General features: G+C 37.6%; 19 protein-coding genes and 3 pseudogenes. 6 read left to right on the top strand and 16 right to left on the bottom strand.

Going from position 1 to position 16,692, the window contains the following annotated elements:
• Positions 1-205 precede the first annotated feature (205 nt).
• The 7 genes and pseudogenes from JCM19043_RS18130 to JCM19043_RS06835 form a co-directional block, all read right to left on the bottom strand.
• Entirely contained in the window at positions 206-466 is a 261-nt protein-coding gene (locus JCM19043_RS18130) for a hypothetical protein (RefSeq protein ID WP_255349946.1), read from the bottom strand.
• 276 nt (positions 467-742) lie between these two features.
• A pseudogene (locus JCM19043_RS18125) lies at positions 743-1,051 on the bottom strand (nucleotidyltransferase-like protein); the annotation flags it as partial.
• 196 nt (positions 1,052-1,247) lie between these two features.
• The gene (gene perR / locus JCM19043_RS06855) at positions 1,248-1,709 is read right to left on the bottom strand and encodes a peroxide-responsive transcriptional repressor PerR (RefSeq protein ID WP_062321162.1); all 462 of its coding nucleotides are present in this window, start codon (positions 1,707-1,709) and stop codon (positions 1,248-1,250) included.
• A 191-nt stretch (positions 1,710-1,900) separates the two neighbouring features.
• Positions 1,901-2,485, bottom strand: coding sequence for a cob(I)yrinic acid a,c-diamide adenosyltransferase (locus JCM19043_RS06850; protein WP_062321161.1), 585 nt, complete (start codon positions 2,483-2,485; stop codon positions 1,901-1,903).
• A 1-nt stretch (position 2,486) separates the two neighbouring features.
• Entirely contained in the window at positions 2,487-3,434 is a 948-nt protein-coding gene (locus JCM19043_RS06845; protein WP_062321159.1) for a D-2-hydroxyacid dehydrogenase, read from the bottom strand.
• 220 nt (positions 3,435-3,654) lie between these two features.
• The gene (gene bcp / locus JCM19043_RS06840) at positions 3,655-4,119 is read right to left on the bottom strand and encodes a thioredoxin-dependent thiol peroxidase (RefSeq protein WP_062321157.1); all 465 of its coding nucleotides are present in this window, start codon (positions 4,117-4,119) and stop codon (positions 3,655-3,657) included.
• Between the two features lie 86 nt (positions 4,120-4,205).
• Positions 4,206-4,655, bottom strand: coding sequence for a DUF1801 domain-containing protein (locus JCM19043_RS06835; protein ID WP_062321155.1), 450 nt, complete (start codon positions 4,653-4,655; stop codon positions 4,206-4,208).
• A gap of 173 nt (positions 4,656-4,828) precedes the next feature.
• Between JCM19043_RS06835 and JCM19043_RS06830 the strand changes: the two genes are divergently transcribed.
• Together JCM19043_RS06830 and JCM19043_RS06825 are read left to right on the top strand one after the other, a co-directional pair.
• Positions 4,829-6,118, top strand: coding sequence for a glutamate-1-semialdehyde 2,1-aminomutase (locus JCM19043_RS06830; protein ID WP_062321153.1), 1,290 nt, complete (start codon positions 4,829-4,831; stop codon positions 6,116-6,118).
• A gap of 290 nt (positions 6,119-6,408) precedes the next feature.
• Entirely contained in the window at positions 6,409-7,503 is a 1,095-nt protein-coding gene (locus JCM19043_RS06825) for an aromatic acid exporter family protein (RefSeq protein ID WP_062321152.1), read from the top strand.
• A 56-nt stretch (positions 7,504-7,559) separates the two neighbouring features.
• On the opposite strand, the gene JCM19043_RS06820 is transcribed toward JCM19043_RS06825, so the two are convergent.
• The 4 genes from JCM19043_RS06820 to JCM19043_RS18740 form a co-directional block, all read right to left on the bottom strand.
• Positions 7,560-8,087, bottom strand: coding sequence for a DUF402 domain-containing protein (locus JCM19043_RS06820; protein WP_062321149.1), 528 nt, complete (start codon positions 8,085-8,087; stop codon positions 7,560-7,562).
• Positions 8,088-8,270: 183 nt separating this feature from the next.
• Positions 8,271-8,441: a hypothetical protein gene (locus JCM19043_RS16345; RefSeq protein ID WP_156321355.1), complete on the bottom strand. Its 171-nt coding sequence runs from the start codon at positions 8,439-8,441 to the stop codon at positions 8,271-8,273.
• A 124-nt stretch (positions 8,442-8,565) separates the two neighbouring features.
• Positions 8,566-9,114: an NUDIX domain-containing protein gene (locus tag JCM19043_RS18745; RefSeq protein ID WP_369813799.1), complete on the bottom strand. Its 549-nt coding sequence runs from the start codon at positions 9,112-9,114 to the stop codon at positions 8,566-8,568.
• A complete protein-coding gene (locus JCM19043_RS18740) occupies positions 9,099-9,677 on the bottom strand; it encodes an A/G-specific adenine glycosylase (protein ID WP_369813797.1) in 579 nt (192 codons plus the stop codon). Before JCM19043_RS18740 ends, JCM19043_RS18745 begins: the two co-directional genes overlap by 16 nt.
• A gap of 134 nt (positions 9,678-9,811) precedes the next feature.
• Between JCM19043_RS18740 and JCM19043_RS06810 the strand changes: the two are divergent.
• Positions 9,812-10,788 (top strand): annotated as a pseudogene (locus JCM19043_RS06810) (metal-dependent hydrolase).
• A gap of 151 nt (positions 10,789-10,939) precedes the next feature.
• Positions 10,940-11,769: pseudogene (locus tag JCM19043_RS06805) on the top strand (HAD family hydrolase).
• A gap of 31 nt (positions 11,770-11,800) precedes the next feature.
• Here JCM19043_RS06805 and JCM19043_RS06800 read toward each other — a convergent pair.
• The 3 genes from JCM19043_RS06800 to JCM19043_RS06790 form a co-directional block, all read right to left on the bottom strand.
• The gene (locus tag JCM19043_RS06800; protein WP_062321145.1) at positions 11,801-12,004 is read right to left on the bottom strand and encodes a RecX family transcriptional regulator; all 204 of its coding nucleotides are present in this window, start codon (positions 12,002-12,004) and stop codon (positions 11,801-11,803) included.
• Positions 12,005-12,020: 16 nt separating this feature from the next.
• Entirely contained in the window at positions 12,021-12,623 is a 603-nt protein-coding gene (locus tag JCM19043_RS06795) for a RecX family transcriptional regulator (protein ID WP_062321142.1), read from the bottom strand.
• A 63-nt stretch (positions 12,624-12,686) separates the two neighbouring features.
• Positions 12,687-12,959 carry a hypothetical protein gene (locus JCM19043_RS06790; protein ID WP_062321140.1) on the bottom strand — a complete coding sequence of 91 codons (273 nt, stop codon included), beginning with the start codon at positions 12,957-12,959 and terminating at the stop codon, positions 12,687-12,689.
• A gap of 144 nt (positions 12,960-13,103) precedes the next feature.
• Here JCM19043_RS06790 and JCM19043_RS06785 point away from each other — a divergent pair, with 144 nt between their 5' ends.
• Complete coding sequence (locus JCM19043_RS06785; protein ID WP_062321138.1) at positions 13,104-13,523, top strand: helix-turn-helix transcriptional regulator; 420 nt, start codon at positions 13,104-13,106, stop codon at positions 13,521-13,523.
• A 72-nt stretch (positions 13,524-13,595) separates the two neighbouring features.
• Here the strand turns inward: JCM19043_RS06785 and JCM19043_RS06780 are convergent, their stop codons facing one another.
• A complete protein-coding gene (locus tag JCM19043_RS06780; RefSeq protein ID WP_062321136.1) occupies positions 13,596-14,267 on the bottom strand; it encodes a metalloregulator ArsR/SmtB family transcription factor in 672 nt (223 codons plus the stop codon).
• A 200-nt stretch (positions 14,268-14,467) separates the two neighbouring features.
• On the opposite strand from JCM19043_RS06780, the gene JCM19043_RS06775 reads away from it, so the two are divergent.
• A complete protein-coding gene (locus tag JCM19043_RS06775) occupies positions 14,468-14,716 on the top strand; it encodes a DUF1450 domain-containing protein (RefSeq protein ID WP_062321170.1) in 249 nt (82 codons plus the stop codon).
• A gap of 116 nt (positions 14,717-14,832) precedes the next feature.
• On the opposite strand, the gene JCM19043_RS06770 is transcribed toward JCM19043_RS06775, so the two are convergent.
• A complete protein-coding gene (locus JCM19043_RS06770; protein WP_231631429.1) occupies positions 14,833-16,515 on the bottom strand; it encodes a methyl-accepting chemotaxis protein in 1,683 nt (560 codons plus the stop codon).
• Positions 16,516-16,692: the final 177 nt, after the last annotated feature.

Genomic DNA, 16,692 nt, shown 5'->3' with positions numbered 1-16,692 from the left:
GTTTGTGTCAACAACTTTTTTAAAAAGTTTTGTTTTACATTCGCTTTATTTGATGAGCGCAACTTTTATAATATAACACAGTATTTTTCATCGTGTCAATTATTTTTTCTTGTTGCCGAAGCAACGTTTATAACTATAGCACGGCTTACTCATTACCGTCAAGGATAATTTGTATTTTTTTAAAACGAATGAGAAGACAAGCGCATCACTTGTCTCTCACCTGCTCGTTCACACGGTAATATCGGTGCTTAACATGAGGATTTTTTGATTGTACTTCTTCGACTTTAATCATTTTCTTCTCTATTAAGTACGCCATTAATATGGCAAGATCAAGATGATAATCAAAATCTCTTACCGTTTCTTTTAAGTCATCTACTTTCCAAGCATCGTCACCCATGATACTTATCAAATGCTCGGAGGCCTCTGTTACTTTATTGGATAATGTAAAATCGATCGCTAATAACATTAATTCCACTCGTTGTTTTATCGGCTCATGACTTAATACAAGCTCTTCATATAATTTATACGTACCTGAGTCCAGTCGCTTAATTTGTTGCCAACCCGTTAGCTCTGGATAAAAACCTTCTTTAACAACACTTAACCTACCAATACTATGTAATGTTCTTAGCACCTTATTAAAGCAATCGAGTTCTTCATCGGTATCATACAACTGAACCGCTTCTTTAAACATCCGAATGGCTTTCGCATATTCTTGCGTCAGTTTCACCGATCGTAACTCTTCAGGAAAACGATCCAATTCTTGTTTCAGTTCATTTAAAAATTCATTTCGATCAAATAACACCTTCCCCTTGCTAATCCACTGAATCATTCGTCTATAAGTTGAAAACTTAATCCATTCTTCTAAACGTTTACTTGACACAAGGTGAAGTGCAACCGTTGCATCCTCTATTTGATAATGTTTCACTGACCAGATTTTTTCGTCCGCTTCCTTTACAACTAATAAAATCGTATCAAAGCCATCCGTATTAGGACTTTGACGTGATGTTTTATCGACTTGAATCACACCTACTGTATCATCGTCTCCTGTATAAGCCTGATATAACTACGCAATTCTCCAAACATAAACTTATCCCCTCTCAGACATTCCGCTTCTTAAAACATCATTCGACATAACTTCAGTTAATTCCTTCATATTTTTCTCTATCTTTTTAAAAATAAGAAAAGTCTCCCACAGAATCGCAAGAGACTTTATTGTATCATTATTTAATACTTTCATTCCTAGCTTCTTAATGTTTTTCCTTACAATCCGGACATGTGCCGTAAATCTCCATGCGGTGATGACTCACTTCAAAGCCAGTCACTGTTTCAGCCAAAGCTTCCACCTCATCTAGGCTTGGGTAATGAAAGTCAACAATCTTCCCACATGATTCACAAATAACATGATAGTGTTTGGTTGTATTGTAATCAAATCGGCTTGACGCATCACCGTATGTTAATTCTTTTACCAAACCAATATCTTTAAACACTCGCAAATTATTATAGACCGTTGCCACACTCATATTAGGAAATTTTCCTTCAAGTGCTTTATAAATATCATCTGCTGTCGGATGAATTTCAGCTTCAATTAAATATTCAAGTACCGCATGTCGTTGAGGCGTGATCCGAACGCCTGACGATTTTAAATGTTCTACCGCTTCTTTTATTTCATCATGTGTATGGTCGTGTTCGTGATCATGATGTTCATGCATATGACATCCACCTCTCCTTCTTTTATTCCAACACTAATGTCACTAACTGAGAATAAGTTACAGATAATCTTAGTTATTGGTTGACTACAATTATTACATTGTAATCTTTATAATTAGTTTACTAAGAAACTAGCCACCTTGTCAAATAAAAATAGCTGGGCGCGCCAGCTATTTCATAAAGAAAATGTATGTTATTCTTCCGCTTCATTATCATCCGTTATATATTGGAACGTTTTTTCATCATATGCACTAAACGTATTGACAAATCTTGCCGCCACAAACAATAAATCGCTTAAGCGATTCAAATATACAAGAACCAACGGATTGACTTCTTCCTTTAGCCCTACAGTTAGACGTTCCGCACGTCTAACAATGGTACGAGCATGGTGAAAGGCGGCGGCTGTTGGATGACCCGATGGTAAGATAAATTGCTTTAAGGGTGGCACTTCTCTATCTAATCGATCAATAATCTTTTCTAACCGATCAACCGCTTGTTGAGTAACCGGCCATGGGACCGTTTTACCTGTTGGAGTCGATAACTCAGACCCAACGTGAAACAACATTGTTTGAACATCGTCCATACTAGTTAAAAGTACCTTCCGGTCAGATAACGACCATGTCAAACCTTGATCGACGGTTGAAACAGCGTAACCAATCACCGCATTGGCTTCATCTACCGTTCCATAAGCCTCGACTCGTAAATGATTTTTCTGCACACGTTCACCTGACACGAGTGACGTTTCGCCTGAGTCTCCTGAGCGTGTATAAATACGCATATTAATACCCCCTCTTTAAATCAATATGATTAATAGTCAGTGTTCCGTCAACAAGATACTGCGATAAGTTCTCTTGAAAAATGGCAATCGCTCTCGGCAAGTATTGTGATGACTTACCAGAAATATGCGGCGTGAGCGTTATTTTTTCATGATCCCAAAATGGATGCCCTTCTGGTAACGGCTCAAGTGGTGCCACATCTAAAATGGCATGACTGATATCACCTTCATCAAGTGCCTTTATTAATACATCTGCCTCTACGACATCACCACGACCCATGTTTAAGAAGACTGCTGATGATTTCATACACGTGAAGTGATGTGGTAGATAAAACGGACGCGTTTCTTGTGTGCTTGGCAGAATAGACACGACAAAATCACTATCCTCTAACACGTCATCAATTTGATTTAACGTCACACTGTGATTAAAGTTATTGCGCTTACCGCCAGACTTTGTCACAGCCGTCGTTTCAATATCAAACGCTTGGGCTAAGCGTGCTAGTTCTTCACCAATCGCACCCGCCCCTACAATGGTCATTTTGCGATTATTTATTTCTTTCGTTTTTACTCTTTGATTCCACTTATGTTGTTTTTGTTGCTCATAAAAAGTAAACATCTCTCGGTAATGCCCAAGCAACATCGCCATTGCATATTCACTCATCGGATGTTTATGTATCCCTCGCGCATTCGTTACACGAATGTTTTGTTCATCAATCCATGCTAACGGCATCTCATCTAACCCAGCAGAAATGACCATAATCCATTTTAGTGCTGTAGCTTGTTCTAATATCGCTTCTGTTACATCATCACCATAGGTAATCAATACCTCTGCTTCACTTACATTCGTGACCTTTTCAATCGATGAAAAGAAGCGAAAAGTAACATTTGGATAATCATGCACCAGTTTTTGTTCTAAGTTTTCAGTTAACCGCGTTGTTGAAATCACCTGCATCGTTCTCACCCTTACTTTTTATTCTATCATTTTATTATTTTACATTTTTCTAACTCACATGATACCTTACCCTATTTCTCATTCGTTAGAACAGCATCCGCCGATCAATGATCGCTCTTTACAATTATAACGTTCACGCCTGATTAAGGAAAGGATAGATCACAACGATTGGCGTCACATCAAAAGTATACCGCTAGCATAATAACTAGCGGTAAAGGTGTTACATTCCTTTAATTTCTTCTAAAATTTCCGCCGCATGACCTGGTACTGTTACCCCGCGGAATTCTTTTCTAATAATACCATCTTCATCAATAATAAACGTTGACCGTTCATTTCCATGATAGGTTTTATCTTCTTTCTCTTTTAATACCCATACACCAAATTCATCAGCTAAATGATGTTTTTCATCTACAATTAAGGTAAACGCAAGTTCATGGTTTTTCTTAAACTTTTCATGGCTTTCTTTCGAATCTGGACTTACTCCGATAACTTCCGTTCCAAGTTTCTCAAATTCATCATGTAAATCACGAAACTCACAAGCCTCTCTCGTACAACCCGGCGTTTCATCTTTAGGATAGAAATATACTACCAATTTCTTTCCTTTAAAATCATTTAACGATATTTCTTCACCTTCACTTGTGATGATTGGTAATTTAGGTACTTCACTGCCAATAGTTACGGCCATTTAAAACATCTCCTTCTATATAGTATTATAAATAACTGAAATTAACGTATTTCAACTAATCATCTACTGATAACGATTGATACAAGTCATTTCTTTCCCGATGCGTCATATTGCTTTATCCATTCTTCCACCGAAACTTTACTCACAAGCTCAGCGATTAATTCAAACGGAATGGTGTGTGGATTAGTAAATCGAATACAACTCTTTCCCATATTGAGTTTCGTTTTCATATGCAATGGATACGTTTCTTCAAACCACTTAAGTAAAGCGTCATTAGTATATATCCCCATGTGGTAAATAGCGATATGATGTTTTTGAATGGCTAAACTTATAAACGGTAAAGGCGTTTTCGCATCATGCAAATAACCCGCAGGATATTGCTCTAACGAAACGATAAATGATGGCATACCATTCTGCATGGATTCTCTAAACCCCTCTGGTATATGTCTCTTAATCGTTTCATATAAAGTCAAAAAAGCCGTTTGCCACTTTTCATCATGTGATTGAACATACTGATTGATCCTCTCTTCTGTCATATCCCACCACCTCATTCTTTATTACATGATTTTGATCCATTAATAATTACAATACCCGTTGGTATAAAAACTAAACATTTAATATGGATAAAGAAATTATTGACTCACACGTCTCTAAGGTCTGGCTTTTCATGTATAATAGAACACGAGATTTAAAACTTGGAGGTTTTTAAATGAAACACACACAATCGGAAATTTTACACGAAGAAGCTCAAAAACATATCGTGGGCGGGGTAAATTCACCCTCTCGCGCTTATAAAGGCGTCGGAGGTGGAACGCCGGTCTACATGAAGTATGGCTCTGGTCCGTACTTTTATGATGTTGATGATAATGTATATATTGATTATCTAGCTGCTTATGGACCTATCGTGACTGGCCATGCCCACCCACATATCACCGAAGCGATTCAAGACCAAGCGGCTAAAGGAGTGCTTTATGGTACACCTACAGAATTAGAAAATACCTTTGCGAAAATGCTGAAAGACGCCATTCCTTCTTTAGAAAAAGTTCGCTTTGTTAATTCTGGAACAGAAGCCGTCATGACAACGATTCGCGTTGCTCGCGCCTATACTCAGCGCGAAAAAGTGATTAAGTTCGCCGGTTGTTACCACGGTCACAGTGATATCGTCCTTGTACAAGCAGGGTCTGGACCGTCTACATTAGGTAACCCTGATTCTGCTGGTGTGACAAAAGGTACGGCTAGCGAAGTCATTACCGTACCATTTAATGATATTGAAGCTTACAAACAAGCGCTTAACGTTTGGGGCAATGAGATTGCCTGCGTGCTCGTCGAACCGATTGTCGGGAACTTCGGCATTGTTGAGCCTGATCCTGGATTTTTAGAGGAGGTTAATCAATTAACACACGCCAATGGTTCACTCGTCATTTACGATGAGGTTATTACTGCTTTTCGCTTTACGTACGGAAGTGCCCAACAACTGTATAAGATTGAGCCTGATTTAACTGCACTTGGGAAAGTTATCGGTGGTGGTTTACCAATCGGCGCTTACGGAGGACGTGTAGATATTATGGAACAAGTCGCACCACTTGGACCCGCTTATCAAGCAGGAACAATGGCAGGTAACCCTCTATCCATGCGGGCGGGTATCGCTTGTTTAGAAGTTCTTAAAGAAGACGGGATTTATGAGGAGATGGATCGGTTAGGCCGACGCTTAGAAGAAGGCATTTTAGCACACGCCAAGAAACATCATGTCGATGTGACCGTCAATCGCTTAAAAGGTGCTTTAACTGTATATTTTACGAATAATATTGTCAGAAATTATGCAGATGCGGAAGCAACTGATACCAAAAAATTCGGTGAATTCTTCCACCTCATGTTAGCACAAGGTATTAATTTAGCGCCATCAAAATACGAAGCTTGGTTCTTAACAATCACCCATACCGATAAAGAAATCGATCAAACATTGAAAGCGGTTGATTACGCTTTCAGTCAAATGAAATAAAATTAAGACCAACTACTATTTCTATTTATTATACAATATTATGAATATTTATTAATTTTTGAATTGATTATTTATTCTGAATATGCTATAGTTACTATGAAATTTCATATTTCAACTCATGCTTTATTTTTGTCAATTTTGTATGACTTCCCTTCAAAGCATGAAAGTTCTTGGCCTTTTCAGAGGAGAAACCTAGTTTCTCTATAGAAAGGGTCCTTTTTTGTTTATACCACGTTAATACCGGCAATATACTACTAACAACGTTTCTTTAGAAGGGAGCAACACATCACATGCGTTTAGGAGCACGTATGTTTAAAACCGGACTTGCTGTCGCAATCGCTCTATACGCGGCTGCGCTTATCGGATTTCCATCGACCGTATTTGCTGGATTTGCAGCGGTCTTTGCTATTCAACCGTCTATTTATCAGTCCTATATCACCACACTCAAGCAACTTCAAGCGAACTTTATTGGTGTAACAACATCGATCACTTTTGCTTATCTATTAGGAAACAATCCGATGATTGTTGGTTTATCCGTTATGTTTGTCATTAGTTTATGTCGCTTTTTGAAAATCGAGAAGAGCGCTGTCTCCATCGCTTTGATTGCGGTTATCTCTGTTATGGAAACAACCACGATGCCCATTTATTTATTTGGTTTGATGCGTTTCTCTTCACTTATGCTCGGTATTTTCTCTGCCTTTTTAGTTAACTTATTATTTATACCACCTCGTTATGAAACGACTTTGTTTCAGCAAATTAATCAAATTACAACTGAAATTCTTAAGTGGTTAAGAATAACGACGCGTCATTTATCTGACGATCCGTCATTAAAAAAAGAGATGACACGTATTGAAAAAGAATTACGCCGGATGGATGAATTGTATGCTTTATTCTCAGAAGAACGCGTTCTTAGAAAGAAAAAACATCCTGTTCGTGCGCGTAAGCTCGTTGTATTTCGCCAATTAATAAAAACAACCCACAGGAGTTTCCGTGTGTTACGCTCTATTCAAAAGGTCGATAATCGAGCGAAATTAATGCCAGAAGAACTTCAACGTCGACTTATTCATGAAATCGATATAGTGATACACGCGCATGAGCATATTATGCTTGGCTTTATGCGGAAAATTAAACGCGGGAAAAATAAGGAATATCAGCACTTAAATGAATCTAATATTCCAGATGTCGTCGATCAATTACTTGATCTCTATCAAAAGAATGAAATGGATTACTTAATTTTCTTACCACTCGCATCAATGTTAATGAACTACCATCAAGATCTCACGCACTTACAAAAGTTATTGAATAGTTACGATCAGTTCCACGGTGATGAGAAGTTAGATATTATTCCTAAGTACCGTGACTTAGAAGATAAGCATTCAAGCTAAGAAAATCTCGACGAGAATCATAAAAAACGCGAAGCTCTTCATTAGCTTCGCGTTTTTTATCTGTACGTTAAAAAGAGTTCATATAGTTGTTCAATTGTTTCATGAGAAAACGGTCCTTTACGCTGCCTAATCATACGTGTTAATTCATCCACACTATCCCATAAAATCTTATCCATTACCCCCGGATAATTCATTTCCTTTCCATGTAGTTCATACTCATCTTCATCTAAGAGCGTATAAGTCATATCCGGAAAGACTTTCACATCAAGATCATAATCAATATATTTGATGGCTTGATTCTCAAAGACGAAGGGTGAGCTAATGTTGCAGTAATAATGAATTCCATCTGAACGAAGCATACTAATCACATTAAACCAATGTTTTGTGTAAAAAAAACAAATAGCTGGTTCACGGGTTAACCACGAGCGCCCGTTACTCTCAACTACACGGGTACGATCATTCGCACCAATTATTTTCGTACTCGTTGCTTTTAATACAGTTGTTTCTTGCCAGGTTCGATGGAGCTGCCCATTATGTTTATAGCTTTTAATTTTAACTGGTCGACCGATTTTAGGGCCAGGCATCCTATCTTCCTTTCTTATTTATAATCTCATTTATCTCTCTTATTATAACGATTTTGAGGTAAAATTGAAATCATAAGGTTTGAAATTTCTAGATAGCTGCCTCTTTTAATGATCTAAATGATAAAAGTGTTGATGACGTCGTGATGATGCTTATGTAAGGAGCTCGTCATGAGCCCCGTCTAATTAGCACTTTCCTTGTTTTTTCTCACGTTCATTGTTACGACGTGTTTCACTTTTCGCCTCTGCATGTTTTACGTTAAATTCATTCGCAAATTCCGTATCAAACATACCGAGACTTTCTTTCTGACGCTTTTCCCATTGCTTACTTTTTTCTTCTTTGGTTTGTGCGAGCATTTTTTTTATTTGTCATCATCACTCACCTCCCTACCTGATAATCTAACCAGTTCGGAAGTTTTTAACCTTAACAATATCCACCATTATAATACCGCTATCAAGAAAATGATCAAACTGACTGCCTTTAAAGCTGTTGCAAAATTTTTTGATGAGGCACAGGAAAAGCAAACTGGCTAAGCTGACTTCTCTTTACCCACTGTTGATGGCTTTCAACCGGAAACAGTGTGTCTGTTTTTAGTACGACTGGTTCTAATGACCAAATGATATGACTAAACACATGTTTCACTGGTAGTAATGCGGATGGATTATCAAGCGTCGTTTGATAATAAGCAGACACGTAATCAGCAAGAAGTTCTCGGTCTGTTTCTGACTGATCAATCATTGGGAATTGATACAAATTAGCAAGCAAACCTTCACTCGGTCGTTTTTCAATTAATATATGACCATCCACCGATTCAATGACCGGAACATAAAAATGCTCTTTCCGTTGTTTTTTGGCTTTCGATTTAACAGGTAGCGTCGTTTCGATGCCTTCTTTATGAGCTAGACAAACCGATTGAAGTGGACACTCATGACATTTCGGTTGTGTTGGCTTACAAATAAGTGCACCGAGTTCCATCAGCCCTTGATTAAAGTCAGACGCGCGATCAGGATCAATTAATTGTCTGACCAAGCTTCAAATATTTTGCGTGTTACTACTTTTTTAATATCATGCTGGATAATAAATACTCGTGATAATACGCGCATCACATTGCCATCGACTGCTGGTTCCGGCTCATCGTATGCAATACTCATAATAGCGCCTAAAGTATAAGGGCCAATACCTTTAAGCGATTGTAACTGTTCTTTATCTGTTGGCACTTTACCTTCATAAGTTGCTGCTACTTCTTTAACCGCTGCATGCAAATTTCTAGCCCGCGAGTAATACCCAAGACCTTCCCATGCTTTTAATACTTGATCCTCATCCGCTTCTGCGAGTACCGTTGGTGTAGGGAACTGTTCGATAAAACGATTAAAATAAGGAATGACTGTCTCGACTTGTGTTTGCTGCAACATAATTTCTGAGACCCACACTTTATAAGGATCTTGATCTTTTCGCCACGGTAAGTCTCGTTTGATTGTTTGATACCAATCGATTAATTGTTGACGGAACAGTAAAAAATCCACCGCATCTATGCGAGTGATTTGCTCAAGGTAACGCTCGTCTTTCTTTGTTTCTTTCTGTTGTTTATTCATAACTTTCTCCTTATCATCTCTGTCTATCATTTGTATTTTCTCATCAAATCATACCGTATCAGGTTTAATCTCATAGAAAAATGGCTACTAATAACTATAGTCTATTTTCATGTAAGTTTAAAGGAGTGAGTCATATGGATACGGCAACACATATTACAATGGGAATTGCACTTGGTGGGATTGCAACAGCTGACCCAGCCATTTCTGAAAATCCTGTCTTATTTGGTGCCGTCTTAGTTGGCACAATTGTTGGCTCACACGCACCTGATTTTGATACGGTTTTAAAATTAAAAAGTAATGCGGTTTATTTAAGACACCACCGTGGTATCACACATTCTATTCCTCTCGTTTTATTTTGGGGGTGGTTTATTTCATTTTTAATTTACATCGCTGTTCCTAACCTAGATTATGGCACACTATACCGGTGGACGGCACTCGCTGTTGTCATTCACGTTTTTGTCGATATCTTTAATGCATACGGGACGCAGGCATTACGACCGTTTTCGAATCGATGGATTGCGTTAGGTTTTATTAATACATTTGATCCTGTTATTTTTGTTGCTCACATTATTGGTTTTGTATTGTGGGGGCTTGGATTAAATCCAACCATTGTCTTCTTAACGATATATTTTTTACTGATTTTCTATTATATCAAACGTTATTTAGAGAAAAAAGCAATGGTCAAAAAATTAACCTTGTATTTCGGCGATGTTGAAGGTGTTTACGCCTCGCCAACAATTAAACAGAGCATTTGGCGGTTAGCATTACGACTGAAAACAGTTTTTATGTGGCACGGTCTATAGACGGGACGATTCAAATCGTGCATAAATTTGACCGTGTGCCACTACCGAACAATCGGTTAATTGCGACAGCAAAAACAGATAAAAACGTCGCCGCCTTTTTATCATTTTCTTCCGTCTACAGACATGAAATCACAGAATACGATCACTATACTGAGGTTCGATTTATCGATTTGCGTTACCGGGCGAAAGATCATTATCCATTCGTGGCGGTCGTCAATATCTCCAATAATCTTGATATCCTTAGCTCGTATACGGGCTGGGTCTTTTCTGAAGAGAAATTGCAAGATAAGTTACTGATTGAAGAATAGCTGCCATGTTCTCTTACTTGACCGCATCAAGCGGACTAACCTTCATAAAGCAAAAGCTCACGCGGGCTTTTGCTTTTCTTTTTCGAACTTCTTCAGCTATACTAGACGTAACTGATTCAAGTCTATAACCATACCGTGTACTAAACAGCCTATGATTCGCCCATTTTTTAAAATAGAGAGGATAAGATTTATGATTACTATGTTTGCAACCGATTTAGATGGCACGTTGTTACAGCAGAACCGATATATCACTAAAGAAGATAAACAAGCCTTGCAACATTTATATAATCAAGGCATTGATATTACGATCGCAACAGGCGTTCTGACCGTGAAGTAAAAGCCGTGTTTGAAGAGTTGGAAATAACCGGCCATCGCATCAGTCAAAATGGCACGTTCGCTTTTTCAAAAGATAATCAAGAAATATATGCTCATACATTCTCAAGTAATATAAGCATACAGCTCTTTGATTTTCTTTATCATTATGATTTCCCTTGTCTAATCTCTAACTTTGATGATATCCACTACGCCAAAGATATCTCCATGATTGAGACACTACAAGCTTTATTTAAGACACCGCTTATTTTTGAACCGGAATTAAAACATGCGCTACATAACGATTTTGCCACATCAAAGTTCATGTTGCTTGGAGATACAGAGGCGTTATTAGCATTAGAAACAGAGATTAATCAAACATTCCCTGATGACGTGTCTACTTTTCTTTCAGCGCAACAATGTCTAGATATTGTCCCAAAGGGAGCTGATAAAAGCCACGCTTTACAGGCACTTATTAAAAAGACCCATTCACATATGGATCACACTGTTTCTATCGGCGATAGTTTTAATGATCGACATATGTTGTCACTTACAGGCTATAGTTATGCCATGCAGGACGCACCAGCCGTGATTCAGTCACATGCACAAAAAGTCGTTCGCCACGTCCATGATGCTGTTGCTGACTTAATTCATTTAGGTGTCGTCTAAAACAAACAAAAACAAGCGAGAAGGTTGCCCTTTACTCGCTTGTTTTTATTTCTTCATTGATAAACCGATCGATTGTATCCATTGGAAAACCTTTTTGATAAAGACCCATCTTCACTTGTTGAATTAATTCATATCCTGTGTATTTTCGCGCTTTTTTGTTTAAGATTTTCTCTCCTTGAATATGACAGGCTCGATACTCATCTTCTTCAGGTAATCTTTCTACACTATTTTCCATTGCTAATTGAATAGCATCATTTGAAAAACCTTTTTTGCATTAGCTGTTGCTTAAGTTTTAACTTAAATAACTTATGCGATAACTTCTTCTGTTTCGATTGTTGTTTTTGTATCCATTTAGACACCTTTTCAATCTCATCTGCTTCAGTATAAAACGAAAGACCATAAAGACGGTCCTGTTCTTTGATCCCTTTTTCTTTTAATTCTTTCTCAATGGCTTGAGGACCTTTCATCGTTGTTTGTTTTTTTGTTAAAACAAACGCTTCACTAAAAGCCTTTTCATTCAACAGATTTTCCCGGTATAGCCGTGTGATGACGACATCAATCTGTTCGGGATCATAATCATCTTTTACTAATCGCTCCCGTACTTCTAACTCTGAGCGCATTCTCTGAGCAAGATAATGGAGCGCTTTATTAAAAGCTTTATTTGTATCATCCCTTCGCTTTAACGCGTTTATTTTTACGTCGTCAATGGTCAAACCTTTTCTGAGACCTTCTTTGATTAAAGTATCTTCCCCCACACTAAAAGCATACTCATCTTTACCACTACTACTTTTAAAGAAAATATTGTAGCGATCAGCGCGTTTTTTTTGAATCGATATCTTAGATATTTCTGGCACAACAACACCCCCATTAAATCACTACTGTCAGTTTAGCATATTTGAGCCTATCGCACACTCCCTCTAACGATGGTACTGTTTGAGCTTAAGTATTGCTTCTTCATGGCGTTTAGTCGGGTCGTCACTAAAACCAAAACCGTGAGGCAAATTAACTTCCAGGCATTGATGGACTATCTCCCACACGATTTCTTTTGAGTCAACCTCCAAATGAAATTCAATCGTATCGTAGTTCACTTGATACTTTTCAACTCGAATACTACCTAGTACGTTTAAATCAGATTGAAGAAACTTGGTTTTTTCTGCTTGAGCACGGTCAAACAATAGACATGTTTTCATATTCCCACCATTCTCTGTTCTTTTTAAGAACATTATATATTTTAAACACTTTAAGAACAAGCGATATCATAAGTATTTACATAAAACATGATAGGATGGGCACATACTATAAAGATAACTTTTAGAAAACGAGTGTGAAAAACTATGGTTTTATATCAATTCCCTCATAATTTAAAACATTACCGACAAAAACATCAATTTACTCAACAACAACTCGCTGACTTGTTAAAAGTTTCACGTTCTGTTGTGGCTAAATGGGAAAATGGACATGTGCTACCAGACCTACTTACAGCGCTAAAATTAAGTAACATATTCCAAATAACGCTAGACACACTTATCGGTGTAGCACCTGAGACAACCTTTGTTTTAAGCGATTACCAAGCACACTATCAGGAAACCATTAACAATTTAGACGAGTCATCACTTCACCAATTGATTGACTTCATAATTAAGAACAAACACTTACAAACTCAACTTGACCTTTATCGGACGCTTCCTGTTAAACAACAAAAAACGATTGATCGTTTTTTACAAGTGGCTATGGATGAATTAAAAAAATATTAAAACGAGGGGCCACTTAACTGATTAAATAGCCCCTCGTTTTTGTATTTATATGAATGACATATAATAATAGCACTACTTTGACTTGACGGCCGCCTTTTTTTCATCTTTTACGACATACCGGCAACTTTTACCGCCTTTAGCGATACAACTTACCCGTTCAACATCATCCGTTCCTAGCACTTCTTTAAACAACTTTAATTCGCATTCACACGGTTTATCATATTCACTAGCAATGGCTGAAATCGGACAATTAAACTGTTCAAATGTGACGGTCACATTGTCTTCCGTTTCTGATGACTCTTCTTCTACTAATTCGGCCATATATCCACTGTCCTCTTGGACTTCAACCAATTGTTGTACCCGCTCTTTTAATGGGTCATCTTGATAAATCTTCCGCACATACTTTTTACGCATCCGCTGTTCACGATTGTTAAATAATGTATCAATCGCGTCAAGTCCCATAGAGTCTTTTATGTCATGCAAAATTTCGACAGCAATTTTATCATAATTATTTGGAAAAAGATCGTTACCTTCTTTAGTGAGTTGATAAAAGATCACTGGTCGGCCCATTGGTTGTCGAACCGTCCGTGAGGAGATTAATCCTTCCCCTTCCAATTTGATCAAATGTTTTCTTACTGCCATTTCAGTTATGTCTAGATGCTCTTTTAAACCACTGACTGATAATTCTTGTTTCTTTTTCAATAATTCCAAAACAGATTGTCTCGTTGATCTATCTTTAACCATATTCAACACCTACCCTTATGACTATAGTAACGAAAAAAAGTTTGTGAAGTAAATAACAAACTTTTATTTTTTTAATTTTTATCCATTAAAGTTTGTTATGTCATTATACCACATCGTGATGAGCAGATTATATGACAGTTTTTAATCGTTCGTTTATAATATATATTTTAGTATAGCATAATAATAGGGGTGTGGGTACTATCGGTATCATCATTGTGGAAATATGCGAAAGCAATTTACTAAGTACGATTGAAACCGAAGGTCTTCTAGAAAATGAATATCCTGAAGTTTCCGTCATCACCAGCAGTTGTTTATCTTTTTGCGGATTATGCCGTTTACGACCCTTTGCGATGGTCAATGGTAAAAGAATTAAAGGTAAAGATGTTGATGACGCTTTAATTAATATCCGAGCAGCTATTGAAGAGGAGCTTGCTTTTTATCGTGCATAAATCTCAAATATAATCAAACGTTAAAACACCGCTAAATCAAGCATACACCTTGATTTAGCGGTGTTTTTATCACCAACATGGCTTTTTTATAGTGGCTTATGGCTTTACACGTTGACTTACTTCGTCTTAAATTGTCGAATCATTTCATTTAATGCTTCAGCAGATTCACGTAAAGACGTGGCCCCTTCTGCTACAGCTTCCATAGAAGAGGAGGCTTCTTCTGCTGAAGCAGATGTTTCTTCCACACCAGCTGCGGATTGTTGTGAAATAGAGGCAATCTCTTGTACAGAGCCGTTGACTTGTTCAGACTCTTCAGCAAGAACTTGTAAACCAGACATCACTGTTTTAACGTGCGACGTCATCTCATCAATCGCTTGTTCAATGGATTTAAAGCGTTCGCCAGTTTTTGTTATATCGATTTTTCCTTGTTCAACTTCTTCATTCCCATGAGACAGAGCTTCTGAGACGGTTTTTGATTCTGTTTGAATCGTTTGAACGATAGAGGTAATATCGCCAATCGAATGATTGACTTGTTCAGCTAATTTTCTTACTTCATCAGCTACAACCGCAAAACCTTTCCCGTGTTCCCCGGCACGTGCCGCTTCAATCGCTGCATTAAGTGCAAGCAGATTCGTTTGATCCGCAATATCCTTAATGACACTTACTAATTTCGAGATTTCTTTCGATTGTTTATCTAGGCCTTTTACCTTTGTTACCGCTTCTTTCACTATCGAATCAATGGTGGTCATCTGCTTAATAGACTTTTGCATAAACATATTACCAGATTGAGTTTCTTCTAACACAACACTTGATGATTGATTGATCGTCTCACTACTTTTACTGATAGAGGTAATTCTGTCACTAAAAGCTTTCATTGTCTCAGCTAAGTCACCTGCATAAGTGGCTTGTGATTCAGTGCCTGTTGCTAACTCTTCCATTGTTATCGCAATCTGTTCAGTGCCAACCTTTACATCTTGAGCAGATTGATTTAAATGAATACTGCTATCTTTTACTTCAACGGATGTTTCATCTATTTTATTAATCATCGTTAAAAGTTGTTTCTGCATATCATTGATAGACGCACTCAAGCGACCAATTTCATCTCGCCCTTGATAATGAATCGCTGCTTGTGATAAATCACCCGATGCGATGGTATCGCTAGCTTTAACTACACGGTTAAGGTGTTTAGAAATATACCGGCTAATGAGTAAGACTAAAATGACGCCGATAACTAATGATCCAGCCATAGACCCTAGAAGCAAGATGAGTGATGCTTGTTGTGAGTTATCCGCTTCTTTAACTGTTTGATCACGGTCTTCAATAATGAGGTCTTTTAAATATTGTAAGTACAGTGATGTCGTATTCGTTGCGCTGCTAAAGCGGTTGCTGTATAGACGTCTTATATCTTCTGTTGCTCCTACATTTTCAACAACATCGCCATAAAAAGTTTCATCTAAAATATCATTATTTTTTGTGACTTCATTATACAATGACTGCTGATTTTCAGTAGTAATGGTGCCTTCTAGATATTCCAACAGTTCATCTACGCGCGCTTTTTTAGTTTCATAATCGGTTAAATGCGTCTCATTACCAAACTGTAAGTAATTCATCGCCGACAAACCTTTTGATTGAACCAATTCACTTAATTCCGTTGTGAGTACCGCTCGGTTCCCCTGGTCTTCCACTTCATTTAAATCTTGGCCAAGTTCCATAATAGCCTGTGTCACAAGGGCTGTTGAAATAGATAATAAAACAAAAATAAAAATGATAACAAAACCGTACTTCCAACCAATTGACACATTATGTAAACTTACTTTCTTATTCTTTGGTTTATGTGTTCGCTTAATTTTATCTGATGTCTTTTTATTTTGTTTCTTTGCTTTCGGTCGTTTTTTCTTTTTTCACCTTGTTCTCTTTTTCTTTGTTAAGCTCTTTCGGTTTCTTCTTTTTAAATAACCTCATCCTACTTCCTCCTT

The organism is Halolactibacillus sp. JCM 19043, from assembly GCF_001310395.1.
Classification (GTDB): Bacteria; Bacillota; Bacilli; order Bacillales; family Amphibacillaceae; genus Halolactibacillus; species Halolactibacillus miurensis.
The sequence above is the reverse complement of the archived record's forward strand: the minus strand, read 5'-3'. Positions and strand labels throughout refer to the sequence as shown.

Bases quoted from the DNA above. Each gene is read 5' to 3' on its own strand.
- JCM19043_RS06845 (WP_062321159.1), bottom strand. From the start codon at position 3,434: ATGCAGGTGATTTCAACAACGCGGTTAACTGAAAACTTAGAACAAAAA.
- JCM19043_RS06780 (WP_062321136.1), bottom strand. From the start codon at position 14,267: ATGGTTAAAGATAGATCAACGAGACAATCTGTTTTGGAATTATTGAAA.
- JCM19043_RS06830 (WP_062321153.1), top strand. From the start codon at position 4,829: ATGAAACACACACAATCGGAAATTTTACACGAAGAAGCTCAAAAACAT.
- perR (WP_062321162.1), bottom strand. From the start codon at position 1,709: ATGCATGAACATCATGATCACGAACACGACCATACACATGATGAAATA.
- JCM19043_RS18130 (WP_255349946.1), bottom strand. From the start codon at position 466: ATGTTATTAGCGATCGATTTTACATTATCCAATAAAGTAACAGAGGCC.
- JCM19043_RS06850 (WP_062321161.1), bottom strand. From the start codon at position 2,485: ATGCGTATTTATACACGCTCAGGAGACTCAGGCGAAACGTCACTCGTG.
- JCM19043_RS06820 (WP_062321149.1), bottom strand. From the start codon at position 8,087: ATGCCTGGCCCTAAAATCGGTCGACCAGTTAAAATTAAAAGCTATAAA.
- JCM19043_RS06785 (WP_062321138.1), top strand. From the start codon at position 13,104: ATGGTTTTATATCAATTCCCTCATAATTTAAAACATTACCGACAAAAA.
- JCM19043_RS06825 (WP_062321152.1), top strand. From the start codon at position 6,409: ATGCGTTTAGGAGCACGTATGTTTAAAACCGGACTTGCTGTCGCAATC.
- JCM19043_RS16345 (WP_156321355.1), bottom strand. From the start codon at position 8,441: ATGCTCGCACAAACCAAAGAAGAAAAAAGTAAGCAATGGGAAAAGCGT.
- JCM19043_RS06835 (WP_062321155.1), bottom strand. From the start codon at position 4,655: ATGACAGAAGAGAGGATCAATCAGTATGTTCAATCACATGATGAAAAG.
- bcp (WP_062321157.1), bottom strand. From the start codon at position 4,119: ATGGCCGTAACTATTGGCAGTGAAGTACCTAAATTACCAATCATCACA.
- JCM19043_RS18740 (WP_369813797.1), bottom strand. From the start codon at position 9,677: ATGAATAAACAACAGAAAGAAACAAAGAAAGACGAGCGTTACCTTGAG.
- JCM19043_RS06790 (WP_062321140.1), bottom strand. From the start codon at position 12,959: ATGAAAACATGTCTATTGTTTGACCGTGCTCAAGCAGAAAAAACCAAG.
- JCM19043_RS06800 (WP_062321145.1), bottom strand. From the start codon at position 12,004: ATGGAAAATAGTGTAGAAAGATTACCTGAAGAAGATGAGTATCGAGCC.